Origin of the sequence: Mycobacterium deserti, from assembly GCF_025345615.1 — a bacterium.
Taxonomy (GTDB): Bacteria; Actinomycetota; Actinomycetes; order Mycobacteriales; family Mycobacteriaceae; genus Mycobacterium; species Mycobacterium deserti.
Window position 1 is genome coordinate 253,532 of the sequence record NZ_JAODWD010000005.1, and the last position, 19,953, is coordinate 273,484.

Annotated in this window: 19 protein-coding genes; 15 read left to right on the forward strand and 4 right to left on the reverse strand. The window is 67.9% G+C overall.

What is annotated here, in order from left to right; all coding sequences use genetic code 11:
* From N4S67_RS21035 to N4S67_RS21080, 10 genes are all read left to right on the forward strand, one after another.
* Positions 1-1,281 (forward strand): lipase family protein, encoded by a 1,281-nt coding sequence (locus tag N4S67_RS21035; protein ID WP_260994962.1) that lies wholly within the window; start codon positions 1-3, stop codon positions 1,279-1,281.
* Entirely contained in the window at positions 1,278-1,946 is a 669-nt protein-coding gene (locus tag N4S67_RS21040) for a YveK family protein (protein ID WP_260994963.1), read from the forward strand. Before N4S67_RS21035 ends, N4S67_RS21040 begins: the two co-directional genes overlap by 4 nt.
* On the forward strand, positions 1,943-3,253 hold the full coding sequence (locus tag N4S67_RS21045) for a lipase family protein (protein WP_260994964.1): 1,311 nt from the start codon (positions 1,943-1,945) through the stop codon (positions 3,251-3,253). Before N4S67_RS21040 ends, N4S67_RS21045 begins: the two co-directional genes overlap by 4 nt.
* Positions 3,250-4,512: an acyltransferase family protein gene (locus tag N4S67_RS21050; RefSeq protein ID WP_260994965.1), complete on the forward strand. Its 1,263-nt coding sequence runs from the start codon at positions 3,250-3,252 to the stop codon at positions 4,510-4,512. The genes N4S67_RS21045 and N4S67_RS21050 overlap by 4 nt, the downstream gene beginning before the upstream one ends.
* Positions 4,512-5,729 carry a lipase family protein gene (locus tag N4S67_RS21055; protein WP_260994966.1) on the forward strand — a complete coding sequence of 406 codons (1,218 nt, stop codon included), beginning with the start codon at positions 4,512-4,514 and terminating at the stop codon, positions 5,727-5,729. Before N4S67_RS21050 ends, N4S67_RS21055 begins: the two co-directional genes overlap by 1 nt.
* Positions 5,710-6,597, forward strand: coding sequence for a sialate O-acetylesterase (locus N4S67_RS21060; protein WP_260994967.1), 888 nt, complete (start codon positions 5,710-5,712; stop codon positions 6,595-6,597). Before N4S67_RS21055 ends, N4S67_RS21060 begins: the two co-directional genes overlap by 20 nt.
* Positions 6,598-7,059: 462 nt before the next feature.
* Entirely contained in the window at positions 7,060-8,568 is a 1,509-nt protein-coding gene (locus tag N4S67_RS21065) for a sugar transferase (protein WP_260994968.1), read from the forward strand.
* A gap of 176 nt (positions 8,569-8,744) precedes the next feature.
* Entirely contained in the window at positions 8,745-10,001 is a 1,257-nt protein-coding gene (locus N4S67_RS21070; protein ID WP_260994969.1) for a lipase family protein, read from the forward strand.
* On the forward strand, positions 9,998-10,804 hold the full coding sequence (locus N4S67_RS21075) for a biotin--[acetyl-CoA-carboxylase] ligase (RefSeq protein ID WP_260994970.1): 807 nt from the start codon (positions 9,998-10,000) through the stop codon (positions 10,802-10,804). Before N4S67_RS21070 ends, N4S67_RS21075 begins: the two co-directional genes overlap by 4 nt.
* Positions 10,805-10,807: 3 nt before the next feature.
* Complete coding sequence (locus tag N4S67_RS21080) at positions 10,808-12,019, forward strand: lipase family protein (protein ID WP_260994971.1); 1,212 nt, start codon at positions 10,808-10,810, stop codon at positions 12,017-12,019.
* Positions 12,020-12,021: 2 nt separating this feature from the next.
* On the opposite strand, the gene N4S67_RS21085 is transcribed toward N4S67_RS21080, so the two are convergent.
* Positions 12,022-12,792: a CmcI family methyltransferase gene (locus N4S67_RS21085; protein WP_260994972.1), complete on the reverse strand. Its 771-nt coding sequence runs from the start codon at positions 12,790-12,792 to the stop codon at positions 12,022-12,024.
* 73 nt (positions 12,793-12,865) lie between these two features.
* Between N4S67_RS21085 and N4S67_RS21090 the strand changes: the two genes are divergently transcribed.
* A complete protein-coding gene (locus N4S67_RS21090) occupies positions 12,866-13,384 on the forward strand; it encodes a PH domain-containing protein (protein WP_260994973.1) in 519 nt (172 codons plus the stop codon).
* Here N4S67_RS21090 and N4S67_RS21095 read toward each other — a convergent pair.
* On the reverse strand, positions 13,339-14,016 hold the full coding sequence (locus N4S67_RS21095; protein WP_260994974.1) for a GtrA family protein: 678 nt from the start codon (positions 14,014-14,016) through the stop codon (positions 13,339-13,341). The two genes, N4S67_RS21090 and N4S67_RS21095, sit on opposite strands and share 46 nt — an antisense overlap.
* Before the next feature lie 94 nt (positions 14,017-14,110).
* Between N4S67_RS21095 and N4S67_RS21100 the strand changes: the two genes are divergently transcribed.
* From N4S67_RS21100 to N4S67_RS21110, 3 genes are read left to right on the forward strand one after another with little or no spacing between them, the layout of a single operon-like run.
* Positions 14,111-15,358 (forward strand): 5-(carboxyamino)imidazole ribonucleotide synthase, encoded by a 1,248-nt coding sequence (locus tag N4S67_RS21100; RefSeq protein WP_260994975.1) that lies wholly within the window; start codon positions 14,111-14,113, stop codon positions 15,356-15,358.
* Positions 15,351-15,860: a 5-(carboxyamino)imidazole ribonucleotide mutase gene (purE, locus tag N4S67_RS21105; protein WP_260994976.1), complete on the forward strand. Its 510-nt coding sequence runs from the start codon at positions 15,351-15,353 to the stop codon at positions 15,858-15,860. Before N4S67_RS21100 ends, purE begins: the two co-directional genes overlap by 8 nt.
* 28 nt (positions 15,861-15,888) lie before the next feature.
* Positions 15,889-17,052 (forward strand): acyl-CoA dehydrogenase, encoded by a 1,164-nt coding sequence (locus tag N4S67_RS21110; protein ID WP_260994977.1) that lies wholly within the window; start codon positions 15,889-15,891, stop codon positions 17,050-17,052.
* Here the strand turns inward: N4S67_RS21110 and N4S67_RS21115 are convergent.
* Positions 17,041-17,307, reverse strand: a complete 267-nt coding sequence (locus tag N4S67_RS21115) for a hypothetical protein (protein WP_260994978.1) — start codon at positions 17,305-17,307, stop codon at positions 17,041-17,043. The genes N4S67_RS21110 and N4S67_RS21115 overlap by 12 nt on opposite strands.
* A gap of 31 nt (positions 17,308-17,338) precedes the next feature.
* Positions 17,339-18,541, reverse strand: a complete 1,203-nt coding sequence (locus N4S67_RS21120) for an AMP-binding protein (protein ID WP_260994979.1) — start codon at positions 18,539-18,541, stop codon at positions 17,339-17,341.
* Positions 18,542-18,703: 162 nt separating this feature from the next.
* Between N4S67_RS21120 and N4S67_RS21125 the strand changes: the two genes are divergently transcribed.
* A complete protein-coding gene (locus N4S67_RS21125) occupies positions 18,704-19,951 on the forward strand; it encodes a DUF1298 domain-containing protein (RefSeq protein WP_260994980.1) in 1,248 nt (415 codons plus the stop codon).
* Positions 19,952-19,953 lie beyond the last annotated feature (2 nt).

A 19,953-nucleotide genomic window follows, 5' to 3' on the forward strand; every position in this document is an offset into this window, starting at 1 on the left:
GTGTCGGACCTTCTGCGCTCCTCGCGGATGGGGTGGCGCGCCTGCGTCGCCTTCGCCGCGGTGGTCGCGGCGCTGTCCGCTTGCTCTGGCGGCGTCCCGACATACGCTCCGGACTACGAGCGGCCTTCGCGCGAACTGACGCCGACTTTCGAAGGGGCGCCGGTACTTCCGCCGCCGGACCTGACCGACGACGGGCCGGGCTCACTGGTTCGCGTCGAGCCCGTCAGCGGTAACGCCTCCTTTGACAACTCCAACTCCACCGCCGTACGGATCGTCTACCGGTCGACGTCCGGCGCGGCGGGAACACCGACTGAGGTGTCGGGCCTGGTCGCCGTTCCGCCTGGCCAACCCCCGGCAGGGGGATGGCCCGTCGTGTCGTTCGGCCACGAGATGATCGGCGTGCAACCCAAATGTGCGCCTTCGTTGGTCGGAGACTTCCTGGGCTACGCCGGACAGATGACCACCTTCCTGAACCGTGGATATGTCGTCGTGCTGTCCGACTTCCAGGGCCTGGGCATCGAAGGCCAGCCTCATTCGGTGGTCGACAGTGCGGCGCTGGGCAACAACATGATCGACGCGGCGCGTGCGGCGCGCCGGGTGTTGCCGTCGGCGGGCACCCGCTGGGCTGCATTCGGCGTCGGCGAGGGCGGCTTGGCGGCGTGGGCAGCGGCCGAGCGCGCCCCGACCTATGGTGCCGGTCTGGAAATGGTTGGCTCCGTTGCCGTTTCGCCCTATGCGGATTTGACTCCGTTGGTCGACGCGGCGGCGGCGGGCACACTGGCTCCTGGCGAGCAGTCGAGGCTGTACATGCTGGCTCTGCAGAGTCTGGCCAACACCTCACCGGGCTTCGATCTGGACGCGTACCGGACCGGCCTGGCGACCGAACGCTGGGCCACCGTGACCGACTGCGCGCCGCGCAACCCGAACGAGGCGCTGCGGCTCCTGACCGAGATCCCGCGCGATGACTTCCGTCCCCGCGATGCCGGCGCGACCGACGATCTGCGACGGCGGCTCGGCGACGCCGCAGTGCCCACCGGCCCGCCCGCTCCCGGATCGGTTCCCGTGCTTGTCATCTACGGCACCGACGATGCCGTGGTGCCTGCCGCGGGTATCGACCGCGCGGTGGTCAGAGCGTGCGCGGAGGGCGATCCGGTCGAGGTGATGCGACGCATCGGTGACAGCAAGCCGGTCAACGACCAGGTCATCGGGAGCGCGCTGAGCTGGCTGCTGGCCAGGTTCGACGGCCAACAACTCGGCGACGTATGTGTGGGGGCGACGTGAAAGTACCTGCTGCCGTTCCGCGAATACGTGACTATCTGCAGATCATGCTCAGTGGATGGCTGGTCATCCTCTGCGGCACAATGCTTTCCGCAGGTGTCGGGTTTCTGGTTTGGCAGACCGCCCCGCCGATGTACCAGTCGGGAACCAAACTGCTGATCGTGACCCCGGGCAACGCGACGACCATTGACGCGTACTACGGCCAGGCGAACGCGGCGCTGCGTGCGCCGACGTTCGTGCAGCTGGCACGCAGCGGCCATGTCACCACCCGGACCATTGAGCAACTCGGACTTCTCGAGACGTCCGACGCGCTTGCGGCTCGTATCGCCGTCACTCCCTCGACGCCCGTGCTGCTGGACCTCACGGTGACCGGCACGGATCGAGAACTCACCCGCGAGACCGCCGACGCGGTAGCCGACAACATGGTCGTCCTGTCGCGCCAGATGGCGGCCGTCGAGACCGCCGACACCGAACTCGCGAAGGTCGGAGACGCGGGGTTTGCGCAGCGCCAAGGGTCGATGTGGCAGAAGGTCCTCGAGGGCGCGGCCTTGGGCCTCGTGCTGAGCTCCCTGCTGGTGATCGCGCATGGACTCGTGCGGGGCCGGCTGCTGGCGCGATCAGAGATCGTCCGCATCGTCGATGAAACCCTGACGGACCCCAACCGATGACCAGACGCCGCAGGCCGCAGGCCGCTCTGTGTGCCCTGCTGGCCTTGGGTCTCCTGATTCCCGGCTGCACCTCCGAGAATCGGCCGCCGAAACCGTCGGGGGACATCGGTGTCGACCTGCGGCCCGACACCACAGGAGCCGGATCCGACCCCGGCGCGCTGGTGGCGGCCCGCACGCTGCCGACCGTCGACCTGCGGCTGCGCTCGATGACGTCGATCGCGGCCCGCATGGAGTACACCTCCACCTCGGGAGTCGACGGCAGCCGCACCCGCGTCAGCGGAACGGTCTTCGTGCCGACGGGACCGCCACCGCCCGGCGGCTGGCCGGTGGTCGTCTACGGCCACCCCACCACCGGTATCAGCGCCGAGTGCGCCCCGTCGGCCTCCCCGACCCTGCTCGGCGCGTCGTCGACCATCGTGGCGCTGGTCAATGCGCGCTACGTGGTCACCGTGCCCGACTATCAGGGGCTGGGCGTCGACGACTCGCACCACCCGTACCTGGATCCGATCTCGGCCGGTAACAACGTGATCGACGCGATGAGGGCCACTCGTCGCCTGGTGCCCGACGTCTCGGACCGGTGGGTCGGCGTCGGCCTCTCGCAGGGCGGACAGGCGGTCTGGGCGGCGAACGAACTGACTCCCGTGTACGGCGCGGGCCTGGCGCTGCTGGGTACCGTCAGCCTCGCGCCGCCGACCGACCTCACCGGTTTCGCCTTCGACGCGGCCGCGGGCACGCTGACCAAGCAGCAACAAGCAGCGCTGCAACTGATGCTCGCGACGCTGGCGAAAGAGCAGCCCGACTTCAACCTCGACGACTACCGCCGCGGAACAGTGGCCGAGAAGTGGGATTCGCTGTCGTCGTGTGACGGCGCCCGCGCCGCAGCACGTGTCGCGGCGCTGGACAAGGTGACGCCCGACGATCTGCGACCGGCAACCCCGGAGGCGGTTGCCAAACTGGAGGGACTGCTGCGGGCGCGCAGCCTGCCGCAGCGCCCCGCCGTCGCGCCGATGCTCGTGATCTACGGCGGCAGGGACGAGTTGCTCCCCGGGCCGTGGACCGACCGCGCGCTCGCCGCCGCGTGCGGCATGGGCGATGTCATCGACATCCAGTTCCAGCCCGACAAGACTCACAACGATCTCGATGTGTCGAGGACTTTCGGGTGGATCGGTGAGCGGTTCGCGGGACTGCCCGCGGTCAACAGCTGTGCGGCGACCGCCCCGGCGCAGCCTCCGACCGAGGAACCGCTGGTGGACCCGAGTGAAGCGGAAGTGACCGAGGACGGCGCCATGATGGAGGAGGGTCAGTGACCACCGAACCGCGCACCGCGTCGACGCCCGCGCAGCTGGGCGTCGCGGGCATGCGGTCGCGGATCATCGGCCTCGACGGCGCGCGGGGACTGTCGTGCCTCGGGGTGGCGATCATGCACGTGGCCGTGCACTACTCGCCGGACACCGCGGCCACCTGGTATGTGAATCTTCTCGGACTGTCGCTGATCTTCTTCTACGCATTGAGCGGCTTCCTGCTGTTTCTGCCCTACGTCCGCAACCTCGTCGAGGAGCGGGGGTCGGCGCAGCTGCCGAGCACCAGGAACTTCGCCCTGCATCGCCTCGCCCGGATCCTGCCCGGCTACCTGGTGATCTTCCTGCTGGTCAACTACGCGCTGCAGACGGCCTACATCGATAACGCCTCGATGCAGACGCCCGGCACCGACAACGGCGCAGGCATGATCACCGATCCGTGGCAGCTGATCGCGAACCTGACGCTCATGCAGTCCTACATTCCGGCGTACTTCCAGACCGGCCTGAACCCGTCGTGGTCGCTGACGCTGGAGTACGCGTTCTACACCTCGCTTCCGATTCTCGGCGCGCTGACGTTCACGTTGCGCAGGCGAACGGCGGTGCGACCGTTCGCGTTGGCGTTGCTCGCGCCGCTGATCCTGATCGTCATCGGGTTCGTGGGACGGGCGTTCATTCCGCTGGCGATCAAGGCATCGGGGCTCACCGACTTCAACGTCATCCAGTGGGGGGACAACTGGGTGGCCGTGTTCACCAAGTGCTTCCTGACCAACGCGGATACGTTCGCGTTCGGCATGCTCGCGGCCATCGTCGTCGTCGCGATGGAGCGAAAGTCGTTGCGCGACAGTCTGAGCCGAAGGGCACGGTTGTACAGTGGGCTCGCGCTGCTACCCGTGCTCGTCGTGTCCCTGCTGCTGATCGCGACGCTCAACCCGTATGCCACGAGCGCGATCGCGGTCGCCTGCGGGCTGGTGATCCTGATCATCGTGGCGCCGTTGGCTCGTGGTGAGGCCACCTTGATCGCCCGAGTGCTCGACACCGCTCCGCTGCGGTTCATCGGCAAGGTCTCGCTGTCGCTCTATCTGTGGCATTTCCCGCTGCTACTGCTGCTGGGCCGCTGGGGACTGATGGCGGGTGACACCGTGCCGGGCATGCTTCGCAACATCGCGCTCGTCCTTGCCGTGGCGCTGGTGGTGTCGGCGGCGACGTACTACCTCGTCGAGGAGCCGGCGATGAACTGGGCCAAGCGGTACCGCGCCCGGTGGGCTTGATGCGCAGACGAGCGAGATGGCTGATCCTCGCGGCCGTTGTGGTGCTCGTCGCGGCGCTGACGCCGGTCGCGTGGCGCGTCGGCGAAGGACTGGTCGAGCCCGGTGCGGAACGGGCGGTGCCCATCGAGTCGGCGAACCTGTCGGGCAGCGGGCCGGGATCATTGGTCAGCGCGATGACGATGCCCGGGTTCGCGCACACCAACGAGGGCAAGGGCATGCACTCCGCGCGCGTGGTGTACCGGTCGACCTCCGGTGACACCGGAGCCCCGACCGAGGTGTCCGGGAGTGTCTTCGCCCCGCTGGGCGCCCCACCGCCCGGTGGCTGGCCGGTGATCGTCTTCGCGCACGGCACGACGGGCATCAACGAACCGTGCGCGCCGTCGCTGTCGGCGACTCTGCTGAACATGACCGGCCCCGTCATCGCGTTCATCAGGAACGGATACGCGGTCGCGATGCCCGACTACCAGGGGCTGGGCGCCGACGGCGTGCATCCGTACCCGGATTCGCGCACCGCCGGGCTCAACCTGATCGACTCGGTGCGCGCGCTACGTCACACGTTCGCCGACGTGTCCAAGCGATGGGCTGCGGTCGGCGGCTCGCAGGGTGGCGGCGCGGTGTGGGCGGCAGACGAGCAGGCGGCCGCCTACGCCCCCGAACTCGAACTCGTCGGCGCGGTGGCCTATGTGCCCGCAGCCGACGTGACGGGGCTGGTCGACAAGGCGCTCAACAACACCCTGACCGACGACCAGCGGCTGATCTGGATCGCGGTCGTCGAGTCGCTGGCGCGGTTACATCCCGACGTCAACCGCGACGATTACCGCCGGGGTGCGGCGGCGAAATACTGGGACGTGCTGACTTCGTGTTCGGGCCCGATGGTCAGCGACCGTCCAGCGGCCATCGAGGAACTCCAGGCCGGCGACCTGACGCCCGCGTCGCCCGAGGCGGCCGACAAGATACGACGGTTGCTCGCCGCATGGGCGTTACCGCAGCGACCGTTGTCGGCACCGCTTTCGGTGGTCTACGGCGGGCGCGACACGTTCATCGACGCCGATTGGACCACCGCCGCGATCGGGCGCGCGTGCGCGCTCGGGGGAACGGTGGCGTCGCGTCTGGAACCGGGGAAGGGACACGGGGGAGTGGACGTAACCGACCAGTACGCGTGGCTTCAGGACCGCTTCGCGGGCAAGCCGGTGAGCAGTGGCTGCGCGCCGGCGTAACCCCGACGGCGACGGCCCGCTGTGGCGCCAAGCGCTGATCGAGGCGAAGTGTGTCGTCAAACGGCGAATCGCTCCGAAAGGTACTCCGGTCGACGCGCCCGAACGGCCGTATCTCGTGGTGCCGGTGCTCGGCCAGTCGAACGCGTTCGGGATGGGTGTCGGCCTCGACCTCGAGGGTCCGGACCGCCCGCACCCGCGGGTCCACCAGTGGGCCATGTGCGGACCGTCCAAGGGCACCGCGGTGTTGGCGGTCGACCCGCTGATCCACGAGATTCCGGCCAAGGGCGTCGGATTCGCGACGACCTTCGCCAAACACCTCACCGAGGAGACCGGCCGCGCGGTGCTGCTGATTCCCGGCGCGCGGGGCGACACGTCGTTCACGCCCAAGAACGGATACACCTGGGATCCGGCCGACACCGGGACACGGGTGAACCTGTATCGCCGCGCCGTCCGGGCCATCGACCGGGTGCTGGCGCAGTATCCCGGCAGCGAGGTGCCGGTGGTGCTGTGGCACCAGGGTGAAACCGACGTCCCGTTGATGTCGGGCCCCGACTACCAGGTCAAGCTCGACTCGCTGTTTCACGACCTGCGGTCGCGATACGGTGCTGATCTGCCTGTCCTGCTGGGGCAAATGGTGCCCGAGGAAATGGAGCTGAGCCACAAGGATTATTCGGCGATCAATGCGGTCCACGGCGACACCCCCAACAGGTTGTCCCGAACCGCGTTCATTTCAGGTAGTCGAAATTGCATCAACGGCGGCGCGGACCGCCATTACAACGCCGTCGGACAACGCCGAATGGGCCACGATATGTGGGATGTATACCGGCGGATGTGCGCCGCGGACTTGAGCCGCTACGCCGCGAACTGACCCGGCACTCGACCCGTCAGCGTGCTATTGGGTCGGTTTGATGACGTTCGAGCGCTCGAGGTAACACCCGGCCGGTTGCGGTGCGATACTCCATATGGGTCGTGCCGATCACCGCGGGTGGTCTGCGGCCACGACAACAACATCAAGTTGATCCGCGTGAGCCGCGCCGGATCTGTCCGCGCCCGCTAGGTCGCGACAGTTCGCCGGTGCCTCACTGTCCGGCGCGACACCGTTGGCGGCCGGACCGGACGCCGAAGCAATAACACATCCCCTGTGTGACACCTGTGGACGCACGCAGGTCAATTAGCCAGGGTCGCTACTGCATACGCCGAGTATGATTGCGCTTGACCAGCCAATTCGGCGAATGGGTAGCGCTACCGGGCAAACTCTGCGATAGTGGATCGGCGGTCGGGGTCGCACCCTTGATCGCTACCCGCCAGCAAATAGGAGGTAGGTCAAGCCGTGTCGGTGGCAGAAGAGGTATTCGCACCCGCTAAGCCGCGCTTGACCCCGGTGCGCGCCGTGGCCACGCAGGTCTGGCAGCGCAAGTACCGCACCGCGGTGATCGCGTCTGACGTCGTCGTGGTTGCTCTGGCCCTCGTCGTCGCGCAGATTGTGCGGCTCGGACGACCGGACAGCGTGCTCGACGCGTCGCGGACGTATTACTTGGTTTTCTCCTATTACTCGATGCTCTCTCTGATCGTCGCCGCGATTTGGCTCGCTCTGCTGGCCGCGTACCGGACCCGTTCGCCGCGAATCATCGGTGCCGGAGTCGAGGAATATCGCCGGGTTTTCTCCGCCACCTTGGCAACCGTCGGAGTGATCGCGGTCGGGCTGATGATTTTCCGGCCGGAATATGCGCGTGGCTATCTCGGGGTGGCCCTTCCGCTCGGGTTGCTCGGCCTGTTGCTGAGCCGGAGCCTGTGTCGGCGCGTGCTCGCCAGGCAGCGTCGCCAGGGCCGGTGCGTGCAATCCGTGCTCGCCGTCGGCGACGCCCGTGCGGTGCGCAGTCTCGTGCAATCCCTCTCGCGCGGCTGGGGCTACGGCTACAACGTCGTCGGCGTTTGCCTGACCGGCCGCAGCACAGGCGGGACGCTGGACGTCCCCGGCGTCGGCTCGCTGCCGGTGCTCGGTGACGAGTCCAAGGTGCACGACGCGATCCTGAAAGCCGATGTCGACACCGTCGCGCTGACCACCACCGATCACCTCGGCCCCGAGGGCGTCCGCGAATTGTCATGGGACCTCGACAAGCTCGGCGTCGATCTGGTCGTCTCGCCCGGCGTCGTCGACGTCGCGGGACCGCGGCTGACGCTGCGCCCGGTCGCGGGCCTCCCGCTGATTCACGTCGAGAAGCCGCAGTACAGCGGAACCAAGAAGCTGCAGAAGCGGGCCTTCGACATCTGCGTGTCGCTCACGGTTCTGCTCGGCGCCCTGCCGGTGATGATCCTCGCCGCGCTCGCCATCAAGCTGACCAGCAAGGGCCCGGTGTTCTACCGCTCCGAGCGCATCGGCCTGGATGGGCAGCCCTTCCAGATGATCAAGTTCCGCACCATGGTCGACGGCGCGGACACCCAGGTCGACAGCCTGATGAACATCAACGAAAGCGTCGGCGGGGTGCTGTTCAAGATCCGCGAGGATCCGCGCGTGACGGCGGTCGGAAAGGTCCTGCGCCGGTACAGCATCGACGAGCTGCCGCAGTTCTTCAACGTGCTGAGCCGCGACATGAGCGTCGTCGGCCCGCGCCCGCCGCTGCGCCGCGAGGTCGACACCTACACCGACCAGGTGCGCCGTCGGCTGCTGGTGCTGCCGGGTATCACCGGCCTGTGGCAGGTCAGCGGACGTTCGGACCTGTCGTGGGAAGATTCGGTGCGGTTGGACCTGTCGTACGTCGAGAACTGGTCGATCACCAACGACCTGCTGATCGCGGCGAAGACGATCCGCACCGTGGCCGCTGGCTCCGGCGCCTACTGACGGCGCGAACTTCGGCGTCGTCCCCTCGGGCCACTCAGCAACGAACAGCACGTGGCGCGAGCGGCCGCCTGTAGGCTTTCGCCGCGGGCCGGGTCGCAAAGTGGTGTAGCCGCAGAACGAATCAGCCTGTGTATGTTCGGCTCCGGGCTCGGCTTCGGTGACTACCCCAGGAGATGATGGACGGCCAACGCGGCGGTAGATGGCGCACAGTGTTGTCGTGGACCGCTCTGACCCTCGCCGTGGTGGTCGCGATCGTCGCCGCCTCGATGCTGCGACCGATCGGCACGATGGTCGCGTTCCGGATACTCAACCAACTGCCCTCTTCGGGCGGACCGCCCGTTGCGGTCGAGACCGCGGATCTGAGTGGCTCTGAGCCGGGATCGCTGATCAGCGCCACCACCATGCCGGGCGTCACGCGCACCATCGAAGGACGGGCGTTGAGGGCGGCACGTGTGGTGTACCGGTCCACGTCGGGCGACACCTCGGAGCCGACGGTCGTCTCGGGCTCGGTGTTCACCCCGCGCGGGGACGCTCCCGCCGACGGCTGGCCCGTGGTCGCGTTCGGGCACGGCACGCTCGGCATCGACGGGCAGTGCGGGCCGTCGACGTCGCCGACGCTGCTCAATCTGGTCAACGTCGTCCGTGTCCTGGTCCGGCTCGGTTACGCCGTCGCGCTGCCCGACTACCAAGGGCTGGGCACCAAGGGCGTGCATCCCTACTCCGACGCCCGCACGGCCGGGCTCAACATGATCGACGCGGTACGCGCGCTGCGCCGCACGTTCGACGGCGTCTCGCAGAGGTGGGCCGCGCTCGGCGACTCCCAAGGCGGAGCGGCCGCGTGGGCCGCCGACGAACAGGCGCGGGCGTACGCGCCGGAGCTTCGCCTCGTCGGCGCGCTCGCGTCGTCGCCTGCCGCAGACATCTCGGGTCTGGTGAACAAGGCCCAGCAGGGCACGCTGACCGGGGAACAACGGCCCGTCATGCAACTGGTGGTGGAGTCGCTCGCGCGGCTGCACCCCGACCTGAACCGAGACGACTACCGGCGCGGTGCCGCAGCGCACTACTGGAACGTGCTCACCGACTGCAGCGAGTCCGCCGCCTACCAACGCGGGACGGCATCGGCGAAGCTCGGTCCGCGCGACTTCACGCCGAGCACTGCCGAGGCCGCCGACCGGCTGCGCCGGCTGCTGCAGGACTGGGCGCTGCCCCAGGAACCGCTCGCCGCACCGCTTTACGTCTGGTACGGCGGGAAGGACCCCTACATCGACTCGGCGTGGACCGCCGCGGCCGTCGAACGGGCGTGTGCGATGGGCGGTGTCGTGACGGTGCACTTCGATCCCGAGGGCGGCCACAATCCCGCCAACGCGCTGGGGATGCTCGACTGGATGGCCGAGCGCTTCGACGGAAAGCCTGCCCCGAATGACTGCTCATGACCGCTGACCGGGTTCCGCTCGACGAAGCGGCGCTGCGCGCCGATGTGCTCGGTGTATCGGCGGTGTGGCGGCAGCTCGACGTCGTCGCCGAAACGCGTTCGACGAACGCCGATCTGCTCGCCCGTGCCGCGTCGCAGGACGTCGACGGTGCGGTGCTGCTCGCCGAGCACCAGACCGCGGGCCGTGGCAGGCAGGGGCGCAGCTGGTCGGCGGCGCCGCACGCTCAGATCACCATGTCGGTCGCAGTGGACACAGGCTCGGTACCCAGTCGGGCGTGGGGCTGGCTGCCGCTGGCGACCGGTCTCGCGGTCGTCGACGCGGTGTCCGAGCTGGGTGTCGACGCGCACCTGAAGTGGCCCAACGACGTGTTGGCCGGCGGCGGCAAGCTGGCGGGCATCCTCGCCGAAGTCGCACAGCGGGTGGTGGTGATCGGCGTCGGCCTCAACGTCTCGGTGCGCGGCGCGGAAATCGGCATCCCCGAGGCGATTTCGCTGACGGAGTTGGGTGTCGGATCACCAGACCGGCAGCGGATCGTCGGCCGGGTGCTCGCGCACCTGGGCAACCGCATCGACGCGTGGCGCACGGCGCACGGAGCCGACGAACGCCTGCTGGGCGACTACCGCGCCCGCAGCTCGACACTCGGACAGCAGGTGCGAGCGGTCCTGCCCGGAGGAAATGAGGTCGTGGGCACCGCCCAAGACATCGACGATGGAGGTCGGCTGGTGATCGTCGCCGACGACCGGACCGTAACGGTCGCCGCCGGCGACATTGTCCATCTCCGGCCCGCCGGTGAGAGCAGCTGAGCGGTGCGCAGGACGCTGTGGTGGTTCGCGGCCGCAACGGTCGCGGTGCTCGTGCTGGCATCGATCGCCGTCGTGTCCTGGCCGACGCTGCGCAACTTGGCGGGCGGCGATGCGTCGTCCGATTCCTGGCGGCCCGACACCTCGGGCACCGGTCCGGGGTCGTTGGTGGAGGCGACCAGGCTGGAGGACGTCGCGACCGCCTCAGGGGCGAAACGCATGCAGGGGGCGCGCATCACCTACCGGTCGACCTCGGGTGCGGACCGCAGGGTGACCGTCGTGACCGGCACGGTCTACGTCCCGCTGGGGTCGCCGCCGGCCGGCGGCTGGCCGGTGGTGGGCTTCGGGCACCCGACGACGGGCATCGACGAGAACTGCGCGCCGTCGCAGTCCGGGCGGCTGCGCGGAATGATCGGCGTGGTCGGCGGATTGGTCGACCGCGGCTACGCGGTCACGATGGCCGACTACGAAGGCCTCGGATCGCCGGGAGTGCATCGCTACACCGACCACCGCACCGCGGGCCACAACATCATCGATTCCGTCCGAGCGTTACGGCACACCTTCGCAGGCGTGTCGGACCGGTGGGCCGCAATGGGGGCGTCGCAGGGCGGGGCGGCCGTGTGGTCGGCCGACGAACAGGCCGAGGACTACGCGCCCGAACTGAACCTCGTCGGTGCCGTCGCCTACGTGCCCGCCGCGGACATGACCGGCCTGGTCGACAAGTCGGTGGCTGGAACGTTGACCAAGGCTCAGCACTACTCCCTGGCCGCCATCGTCGAATCGCTGGCGCGGCTGCACCCCGACCTCAACCGTGACGACTACCGCCGCGGCGCCGCACTCGAGAACTGGGATGTGCTCGTCGCGTGCCGCGGCGACGTGGAGGATCGGCGCAAGCGAACCGAGGACGCCCTCAAACCGGGCGATCTGGCACCGGCCACCCCCGCGGCCGCCGAGAGGCTCAGGGCCTACCTACGCGATTGGGCTCTGCCGCAGGGCCCGTTGACCGCGCCGCTGTTCGTCACCTACGTCGGTCAGGACCAGTCCATCGACGTGCATTGGACTGCCGATGCGATCAGGCGGGCATGTGTGGTCGGCGGTGAGGTGCAGACCGAGATGCAGCCCGACAACGACCACAACAACGTCGTCTTCGACGCGGGGCTCACCTGGATGGCCGACCGCTTCGCCGGAACGCCTGCAGGCAACGACTGCCCGCGCTGAGCTCACATGCGGCGCAGGTATCCGTTGAAGCTGAACGTGCCGTTGTAACCCCACAGGTCGGTGAACCGGGTGTCGACCTTGTAGTCGTTGCCGTGGCTGGTGACGAAACGTTCGAGGTCCTGATACTTGTCGATCATGAACGCCGTGTCCTCGACGATCAGGTAGTCGCCCGGTCGGAGGTGCGGGTGGAAGTGTTCCAGCATCGCATGGGTGTTGACGTGCGCATCCTCGATCAACAGCCAGGGATGAGGCAGGTCGAGCCACGGCCCGTTGAAGGTGTCGGGCTTCATGCAGTCGGCCTGCACGAACTGGATCCGCGGGTGTCCCACGACCACCCGGGAGATGTCGATGTCGAAGGACACGATCTGCGACTCGACACCGAAGTCTTCGAGCAGGTCGACCATCCACAGCGCGCTGCCGCCCATATAGCTGCCCAGTTCCAGCACCGTCGCCGGCTTGAGCTCGTCGAGCAACAACGGCACAAGGGCCAGGTCGTAGGGGTCCTTGATGTTGGGCACCCCTTTCCAGTGGATCAGCGGCTCCTGGTCGTCGGCCCAGTCCTCACCCCACAGGAGATCCCCCCATTTGGCGGCCTGGTTGCGCCGCAGCATCTGACGCGACAGCGCAATATCGGTCGCCCAGGTGCGGTCGGCGAAATCAGCAAATCGCTGTCCGTTTTGCTGCGCCCCGAGCACCTTGCGGGTGGCCGCACGGCCGGACGAGACCAGTGTGTCGATGGCTGTGAACGCTTTTCGTGTGATTACTCCCCGCATGGACACACCATAGGACAGAGGTTGCGGTCTTTGCTCCAACGCCCCCCGCCGGTGTGCCGCTAGGGTCTTGGCCATGGGTTATCCGGACAACGTGCTCGCCGCCGACGAGCAGGTGGTGCTGCACCGCCATCCGCATTGGAAGCGCCTGCTCGGGCCGATCCTGATCCTGCTGGTCGTCACCGCGCTCGCGGCGTTCGGCGCGGGCTACGTCAACCAGACGGGTTGGGAAGCAGGCGCCCGCAACGTGGTGATGCTCGTGATCGCGGCGATTTGGCTGCTGATCGTCGGCTGGTTGACGGTCTGGCCGTTCCTCAACTGGTGGACCACGCATTTCGTGATCACCGACCGCCGGGTGATGTTCCGCCATGGGCTGCTGACGAGGTCCGGCATCGACATTCCGCTGGCGCGGATCAACAGTGTGGAGTTTCGCCACGGCCTACTGGACCGCCTGTTGCGCACCGGCACGCTCATCATCGAATCAGCGGCGCAGGATCCTCTGGAATTCAGCGACATCCCGCGGGTGGAGCGCGTCCACTCGCTGCTGTATCACGAGGTCTTCGACACGTTGGATTCGGAGGAGTCGCCAAGCTGAGCCAACCGCCTGGCCCGGCGGGTCGGGCGGCGCAGCGGCGTGACGTTGGCGGCGTCAGCGCCGCGCAGGCGCGCGTCGTGTTGATCCTCGAGCACCTCGGCGATGCCCCCTGCGGTCAGGGACTCGATGGCCTTGTCGGGGTTGCGGCCGAACTCGTCGGGGAACACCCAGCGACGGAACGCCCAGAACCGGAACGCCATCTGCAGCAGGTTGCCGATGATGTAGGCGGCGACGAAGTCGGCGATGTTCTCCACCGTCAGGCTGACTTCGGGGACTCTCAACATCAACACGTAGCTGGAGAACCACAGCGGCGCCATGCAGATCAGCACGCCGACACCGCTGAAACCGAAGAACAGCAGCGCTTCGTGGTGCCGCTCACGGCCGCCGCGGTCGCGGAAGCTCCATTCGCGGTTGAGGATGTAGGACGCGATCACCGCGACGATGCCCGCGATGATTTTCGCCGTCACCGGTTTGGGCTCCAGCACGGTGAGCTTGAGCGTGTAAAAGACCGCCGAATCGATGACAAACGTCGTCGCGCCGACGATCGCGAACTTGATCAGCTCGTGATGTCGTTCGAAGTACGGCCGGATCGGCCGCGGCAGCCGCGCGATCGTGGCATCGGTGAAGGACACAACAGCGCAGTGTACGTAAATTGGCCATGCCACGCGTACCCGTGCAGGTCGCAGCCGGTAAACCTGCATGCCGCGGTCATGACAACATAAGCGGGTGCCACGCAACCCCAGCGCGCGCTCCGGCGGACGAAAGGAGCCCGACATGCCCGTGGTGACCATGATCGGGGGCGGGCAACTGGCCAGGATGACCCACCAGGCCGCGATCGCGCTGGGCCAGACCCTGCGGGTGCTGGCCGCCAGTCCCGACGATCCGGCCGCCCAGGTCACCCCCGATGTGGTGCTCGGCGCCCACACCGACCTCGACGCGCTGCGCCGGGCCGCCGCGGGCGCGGATGCCCTGACATTCGACCACGAGCACGTGCCCACCGAACTCCTCGAGAAGCTGATCGCCGACGGGGTGAACGTCGCCCCGCCGCCGACGGCGCTGATACACGCCCAGGACAAGTTGGTGATGCGGCGCCGCCTCGAGGCGATGGGCGCCCCGGTGCCCCGCTTCGCACGCGTCACCGACGTGGCCGACGTGGACGCGTTCGCCGCGCGCGTCGACCGTCCGCTCGTGGTCAAGACGGTCCGCGGCGGATACGACGGTCGCGGCGTCACCCTGACCGACGACGTGGCCGAGGCCCGCGCCGTCGCCACGCGCTACCTTGCCGACGGCGCCGACGTGCTCGTCGAGGAGAAGGTGGACATGCGGCGGGAACTGGCCGTGCTGGTGGCGCGGTCGCCGTTCGGCCAGGGGGCGATCTGGCCGGTGGTGCACACCGTTCAGCGCAACGGCATTTGCGTCGAGGCGATTGCGCCTGCCCCCGGCCTGGACCCCGAACTCCGCGACGCCGCAAGCAGATTGGGGCTGCAACTGGCCGGTGAGCTCGGTGTGGTGGGAGTGCTGGCCGTCGAGCTGTTCGAGACGGTGGACGGCGCGCTGATGGTCAACGAGCTCGCGATGCGCCCGCACAACTCCGGCCACTGGACCATGGACGGCGCACGCACCAGCCAGTTCGAACAGCACCTTCGCGCGGTGCTCGACTATCCACTCGGCGACACCTCAGTGATCGCGCCGGTTACGGTAATGGCCAATGTGCTTGGCGCGCAGCGAATTCCGTCGATGAGTATGGACGAACGGGTGCACCACCTGTTCGCCAGGATGCCCGAAGCCAAAGTTCATCTCTACGGCAAGGGCGAGCGGCCCGGCCGCAAGATCGGCCACGTCAACGTCCTCGGTGCCGCCGGGGGGTCGGTCGAGGACCAGGCGTACGTCGCCGACGTCCGTGAGCGCGCGGTGCGGGCGGCGCACTGGTTGTCACATGCCGAATGGACCGACGGATGGAGTGAACATGGCTAGCGCGCCCCAACCCCGGGTCGGCGTGATCATGGGCAGCGACAGCGACTGGGCGGTCATGGAGGACGCCGCGCACGCACTGGCCGAGTTCGACGTGCCGTTCGAGGTCGGCGTGGTCTCGGCGCACCGCACGCCTGACCGCATGCTCGACTACGCGCGCAGCGCCGCGGGGCGCGGTATCGAGGTGGTCATCGCCGGGGCGGGCGGCGCCGCGCATCTGCCCGGCATGGTCGCGTCGGCCACCGCGCTTCCGGTGATCGGGGTGCCGGTGCCGCTGGCCAAGCTCGACGGGCTCGACTCTCTGCTGTCGATCGTGCAGATGCCCGCCGGGGTTCCGGTGGCGACGGTGTCGATCGGCGGGGCCCGCAATGCCGGCTTGCTCGCGGTGCGCATCCTCGGCGCATCGGACGCTGCGCTGCGCGCACGCATGGAGGAGTTCCAGTCCGGGCTTGCCGCAATGGTGCTGGAGAAGGACGCTGCGCTGCGCAACCGACTGCTCGGGTAAAGTTACCGGCGAGTAGCGAGGAGTATGAATGTCGATCGGTGACCCGTCGTTTGATGCGTTTGCGCTGTCCGACGAGCACAGGGAGTTGCGCGCGGTGCTGCGTGACCTGTGCGAGAAGGAGATCGCGCCCCACGCGGCCGATGTCGACGAGAAGGCGCGCTACACCGACGAAGCGCTGACGGCGCTGACCGCATCGGGAATGGCCGCCATCCACATCCCCGAGGAGTACGGCGGCCAGGGTGGCGACTCGATCGCCGCCTGCCTGGTGATCGAAGAGGTCGCCCGGGTGTGCGCGTCGTCGTCGCTCATCCCGATCTGCAACAAGCTGGGCACCATGGGCCTGCTGTTGCGTGGCTCGGAAGAGTTGAAGAAGCAGGTTCTGCCGTCGATCGCGGCGGGCGAGGCCGTCGCGTCGTACGCGCTCTCGGAGCGCGAGGCCGGCAGCGACGCCGCGTCGATGCGGACCCGCGCCCGCGCCGAGGGTGACGAGTGGGTGCTCAACGGCGCCAAGTGCTGGATCTCCAACGGCGGGCATTCCACGTGGTACACGGTGATGGCGGTGACCGATCCGGACAAGGGCGCCAACGGCATCTCCGCGTTCGTGGTGCACAAGGACGATCCCGGCTTCACCGTCGGGGCCAAGGAGAAGAAGCTGGGCATCAAGGGCTCACCGACCACGGAGTTGTACTTCGAGGACTGCCGCATTCCGGGTGACCGGATCATCGGTGACCCGGGCACCGGCTTCAAGACGGCGCTGGCCACGCTGGACCACACCCGGCCGACGATCGGTGCGCAGGCGGTGGGCATCGCCCAGGGCGCGCTGGACGCGTCGATCGCCTACGTCAAGGAGCGCAAGCAGTTCGGTAAGCCCATCGGTGACTTCCAGGCCGTGCAGTTCATGGTCGCCGACATGGCGATGAAGCTCGAAGCGGCGCGCCTGATGGTGTACACCGCTGCGGCGCGCGCCGAGCGCAACGAGCCGAACCTCGGTTTCATCTCCTCGGCGTCGAAGTGCTTCGCCTCCGACGTCGCGATGGAGGTGACCACGGACGCGGTTCAGCTGTTCGGCGGCTACGGCTACACCACTGACTTCCCGGTCGAGCGGTTCATGCGCGACGCGAAGATCACCCAGATCTACGAGGGCACGAATCAGATTCAGCGCGTGGTGATGTCGCGCGCGCTAATGCGCTGACGCGTCGCCGTCCCGCAGCCGCTGGTAGAGGTTCTTCAACGCATCCATGCTCGTGGTGTCGGGGACCCGCGCTGCCTTGACGGCCACGCCCTCGCCCAGCTCTTCGTCGAAGATGCCGAGGGTCACCAACACCGACAGCGAGTCCAGATAGCCGTCGCCGAGCAGGTCCTGCGATGCGTCGACCTCGTCTTCTTCGAAGCTGTAGAAGACACGGTCGAGCAGGCGTTGGCGCATTTGTTCCCATGCGACGGCCACGTGGTGGTACCTCTTCTCGTCTGAAGCTGGGCTACAGCTTTCCGGACTCGGGCAGCGAAGCGATGTCGATGACCTCGATCAGCATGGCGGACGCGGCGCTGCCGACGTCGGCGGCCAGCGCCTTGCGCACCCGCCGTTCGATGGTGGGGTCGGGCGTCTCGGTGAGTACCCGGATGGACGGCTGCTGACCGTAGACGGCGTGCTCGGTCGCCGACACCCGGCAGTCCAGGACGCCCGCGACATCGCGCACGAGATCGCGCAGATGAGACAACGCGAATCTGCTGCCGAGGAAGTTCACGTCGGGCGCGTCCCGGCCGGCGACGTGCACGTGGCCATTTGCTGCCAGAGAGCCGACGTCGCCGGTGGGCCACCACTGCGGTGGTGTCTGCTCTTCTCCGCCGCCGACGTGGAAGTAGGACGACATCTGATACGGGCTCGCGACCTCGACCTTGCCCGGTGCGCCCGGCGCATCGGCACCGGCGATCCGGACCCGCACACCCGAGAGTGGTTTGCCGACATCGCCTTCGCGGAAGTCGGACAACGGGGATCTGCCGATCGAGATGCGTGGCCCGAGTTCGGCCTGCCCGTACATGTTGACGACGGTGGCGCCGGGGAACGTGGGCCGTAGGTTGGCCGCCATCGACTCGGTGAAAGGCCCGCCGGCAAAGATCAATTCGAGCGGTCCGTCGAACGTCCACTGCGAGTCCTGCGCCAACAGAAATGACTGGTGCGGCACCAGGTACACCGACGAGTTGGGTCGCAGCGCATTGCGGAAGTCCGTCCAGGCATCAAGCGACACAGGTGCGGGCACAAACCGCACCGGCACACCGGCGAGCAGATGGCTGTGCACGATCGACATCCCGTACGCCAGACGCGGGTTCACCAGCGCGATGTATTCGCGATGGCGGTCCAGCGGAATACTTTCCGCGATCGCGGTGGCGCAGTTCTTGATCGCGTCCTTGGTGTACCGCACCATTTTCGGTTCGCCGGTGGTGCCGGACGTTTCGATGACCAATTCCTCGCGCGCCGAGGCCTTGTCGCCGGGGAGCTTCTCCAGAACAGTCGCGCAGTCGGTGACAAACCACCCGGCCAGTCCAGGGTGGGACCGGACGAGCTCGAACCGCGCGGGCGACACGACGATGACCGAACTCTCGTCCCGAAATGCACGCAGGTATCGCGCAATCACGTCGTGCGACTCGGTCAGCGCGTGCGACACGGTCGACGAGTTCGTCAAAAACCCTTCTCCTGTTCCGTCGCGGCGGATGTCGATGCTATCGCAGCGCAGGTTGCTGAGCGGCGTTGACGGGTCGCGCGCACAGCCGTGCTGAACAGCTGGTTGACTTGCGCGGTGGGGACGAGTCCGAGACGACGACTTGGTCGCGGTGACGCCGAGCCGATGAGGCCCGTCGACGCGATGTGGCACTGGCTGTCGACGAAGTTCGACACCGACCAGTTCCTCGTATACGCGTTCGCCGGCGCTCCGCCATCACTCGATGCGGCCATCGAGGAGGTGCTGCAACGGGCCGCCGACTGTCGCGACTTCGGGCTGCGGATCCGGCGGCGCAACTTCGATCTGCGTTTCCCGGCGTGGACCGCGGCACCGATCGGCACCGAGCAGGTCGTCGTCCACTCACTCGAGCACCCCACCTGGCAGCGGGTTCTCGACGAGCTGACGGGCCTGATGACCCGACAACTCGACCCGCACGAGGTGGCCTGGCGGCTGCACGTGTTTTCCGGAGTCAGCGACGTGCCGCACAGTTGCGGCCCGTCGACCGTCGTCGTCCTGCAGATCACCCACGCGCTCGGCGACGGCACCAGGACTGCGGCACTGGCCGGTCGGCTGTTCGGGCGAGCCACCGGGCCGAAGCCGGTCGTGCCACACGAGGGCGGTCACCGGGTCCGCCGCATCGTGGAGGCCTACCGCGCGCAGAAGCAGCTTGCCCGGGACACCGAATCGGGTTCGGTGCCTGCCCCGCGACCGCCGGTGCCCGCGCTGAGCACCAACCGTGAGCCGACGGGCTCCAGCGTGCTGCGCACCGTGGCCTGCCGCCCCGACGAGCTTCCGGGCCCGACGGTTCTGGTGGGCGCGCTCATCGCGGTATCCGAAGCGCTGTCGGGCCATCTTCGTGAGCGCGGCGAGGACGTCTCCCAGCTCACCGCGGACGTCGCCATCGCCAAAGCCGGAAAACCGCGCGCCCGCAACCACTTCGACACCACCGCCATCGGCCTCTATCCCGACGCGGTATCGAACGACGAACGCTACCAACGGATCGTCGGCGACCTGATGGACGTCCGGCGCCGCAATGCGCATCCCGCCTTCGCCGCTCATGACATCGGTTTCGACGCGATCCCGTCGATTGTCCGACGCACGGGCATCTGGCGTCTGCGCGCCGACCCGGAATCAACGACGGTCGGCGCCAACACGGTGGTCTCGAGCGTGGATCGCGGCGCTGCCGACCTGAGCTTCGGCGGGTGTCCGGTCCTGCTGACATCCTCCTACCCCTCGCTGATGCCGATGATGGGTTTGACGCACGGGGTGCACCGCATCGGTCAGACGGTGGCGGTGAGCGTGCACACCACACAGTCGGTGATCTCCGATGTCGACGGCTACCTGGACCGCCTCACCCACGCACTGCATTCCTGATC

Bases quoted from the DNA above. Each gene is read 5' to 3' on its own strand.
- N4S67_RS21070 (WP_260994969.1), top strand. From the start codon at position 8,745: ATGGACGGCCAACGCGGCGGTAGATGGCGCACAGTGTTGTCGTGGACC.
- N4S67_RS21055 (WP_260994966.1), top strand. From the start codon at position 4,512: ATGCGCAGACGAGCGAGATGGCTGATCCTCGCGGCCGTTGTGGTGCTC.
- N4S67_RS21125 (WP_260994980.1), top strand. From the start codon at position 18,704: ATGAGGCCCGTCGACGCGATGTGGCACTGGCTGTCGACGAAGTTCGAC.
- N4S67_RS21045 (WP_260994964.1), top strand. From the start codon at position 1,943: ATGACCAGACGCCGCAGGCCGCAGGCCGCTCTGTGTGCCCTGCTGGCC.
- purE (WP_260994976.1), top strand. From the start codon at position 15,351: ATGGCTAGCGCGCCCCAACCCCGGGTCGGCGTGATCATGGGCAGCGAC.
- N4S67_RS21085 (WP_260994972.1), bottom strand. From the start codon at position 12,792: ATGCGGGGAGTAATCACACGAAAAGCGTTCACAGCCATCGACACACTG.
- N4S67_RS21090 (WP_260994973.1), top strand. From the start codon at position 12,866: ATGGGTTATCCGGACAACGTGCTCGCCGCCGACGAGCAGGTGGTGCTG.
- N4S67_RS21110 (WP_260994977.1), top strand. From the start codon at position 15,889: ATGTCGATCGGTGACCCGTCGTTTGATGCGTTTGCGCTGTCCGACGAG.
- N4S67_RS21075 (WP_260994970.1), top strand. From the start codon at position 9,998: ATGACCGCTGACCGGGTTCCGCTCGACGAAGCGGCGCTGCGCGCCGAT.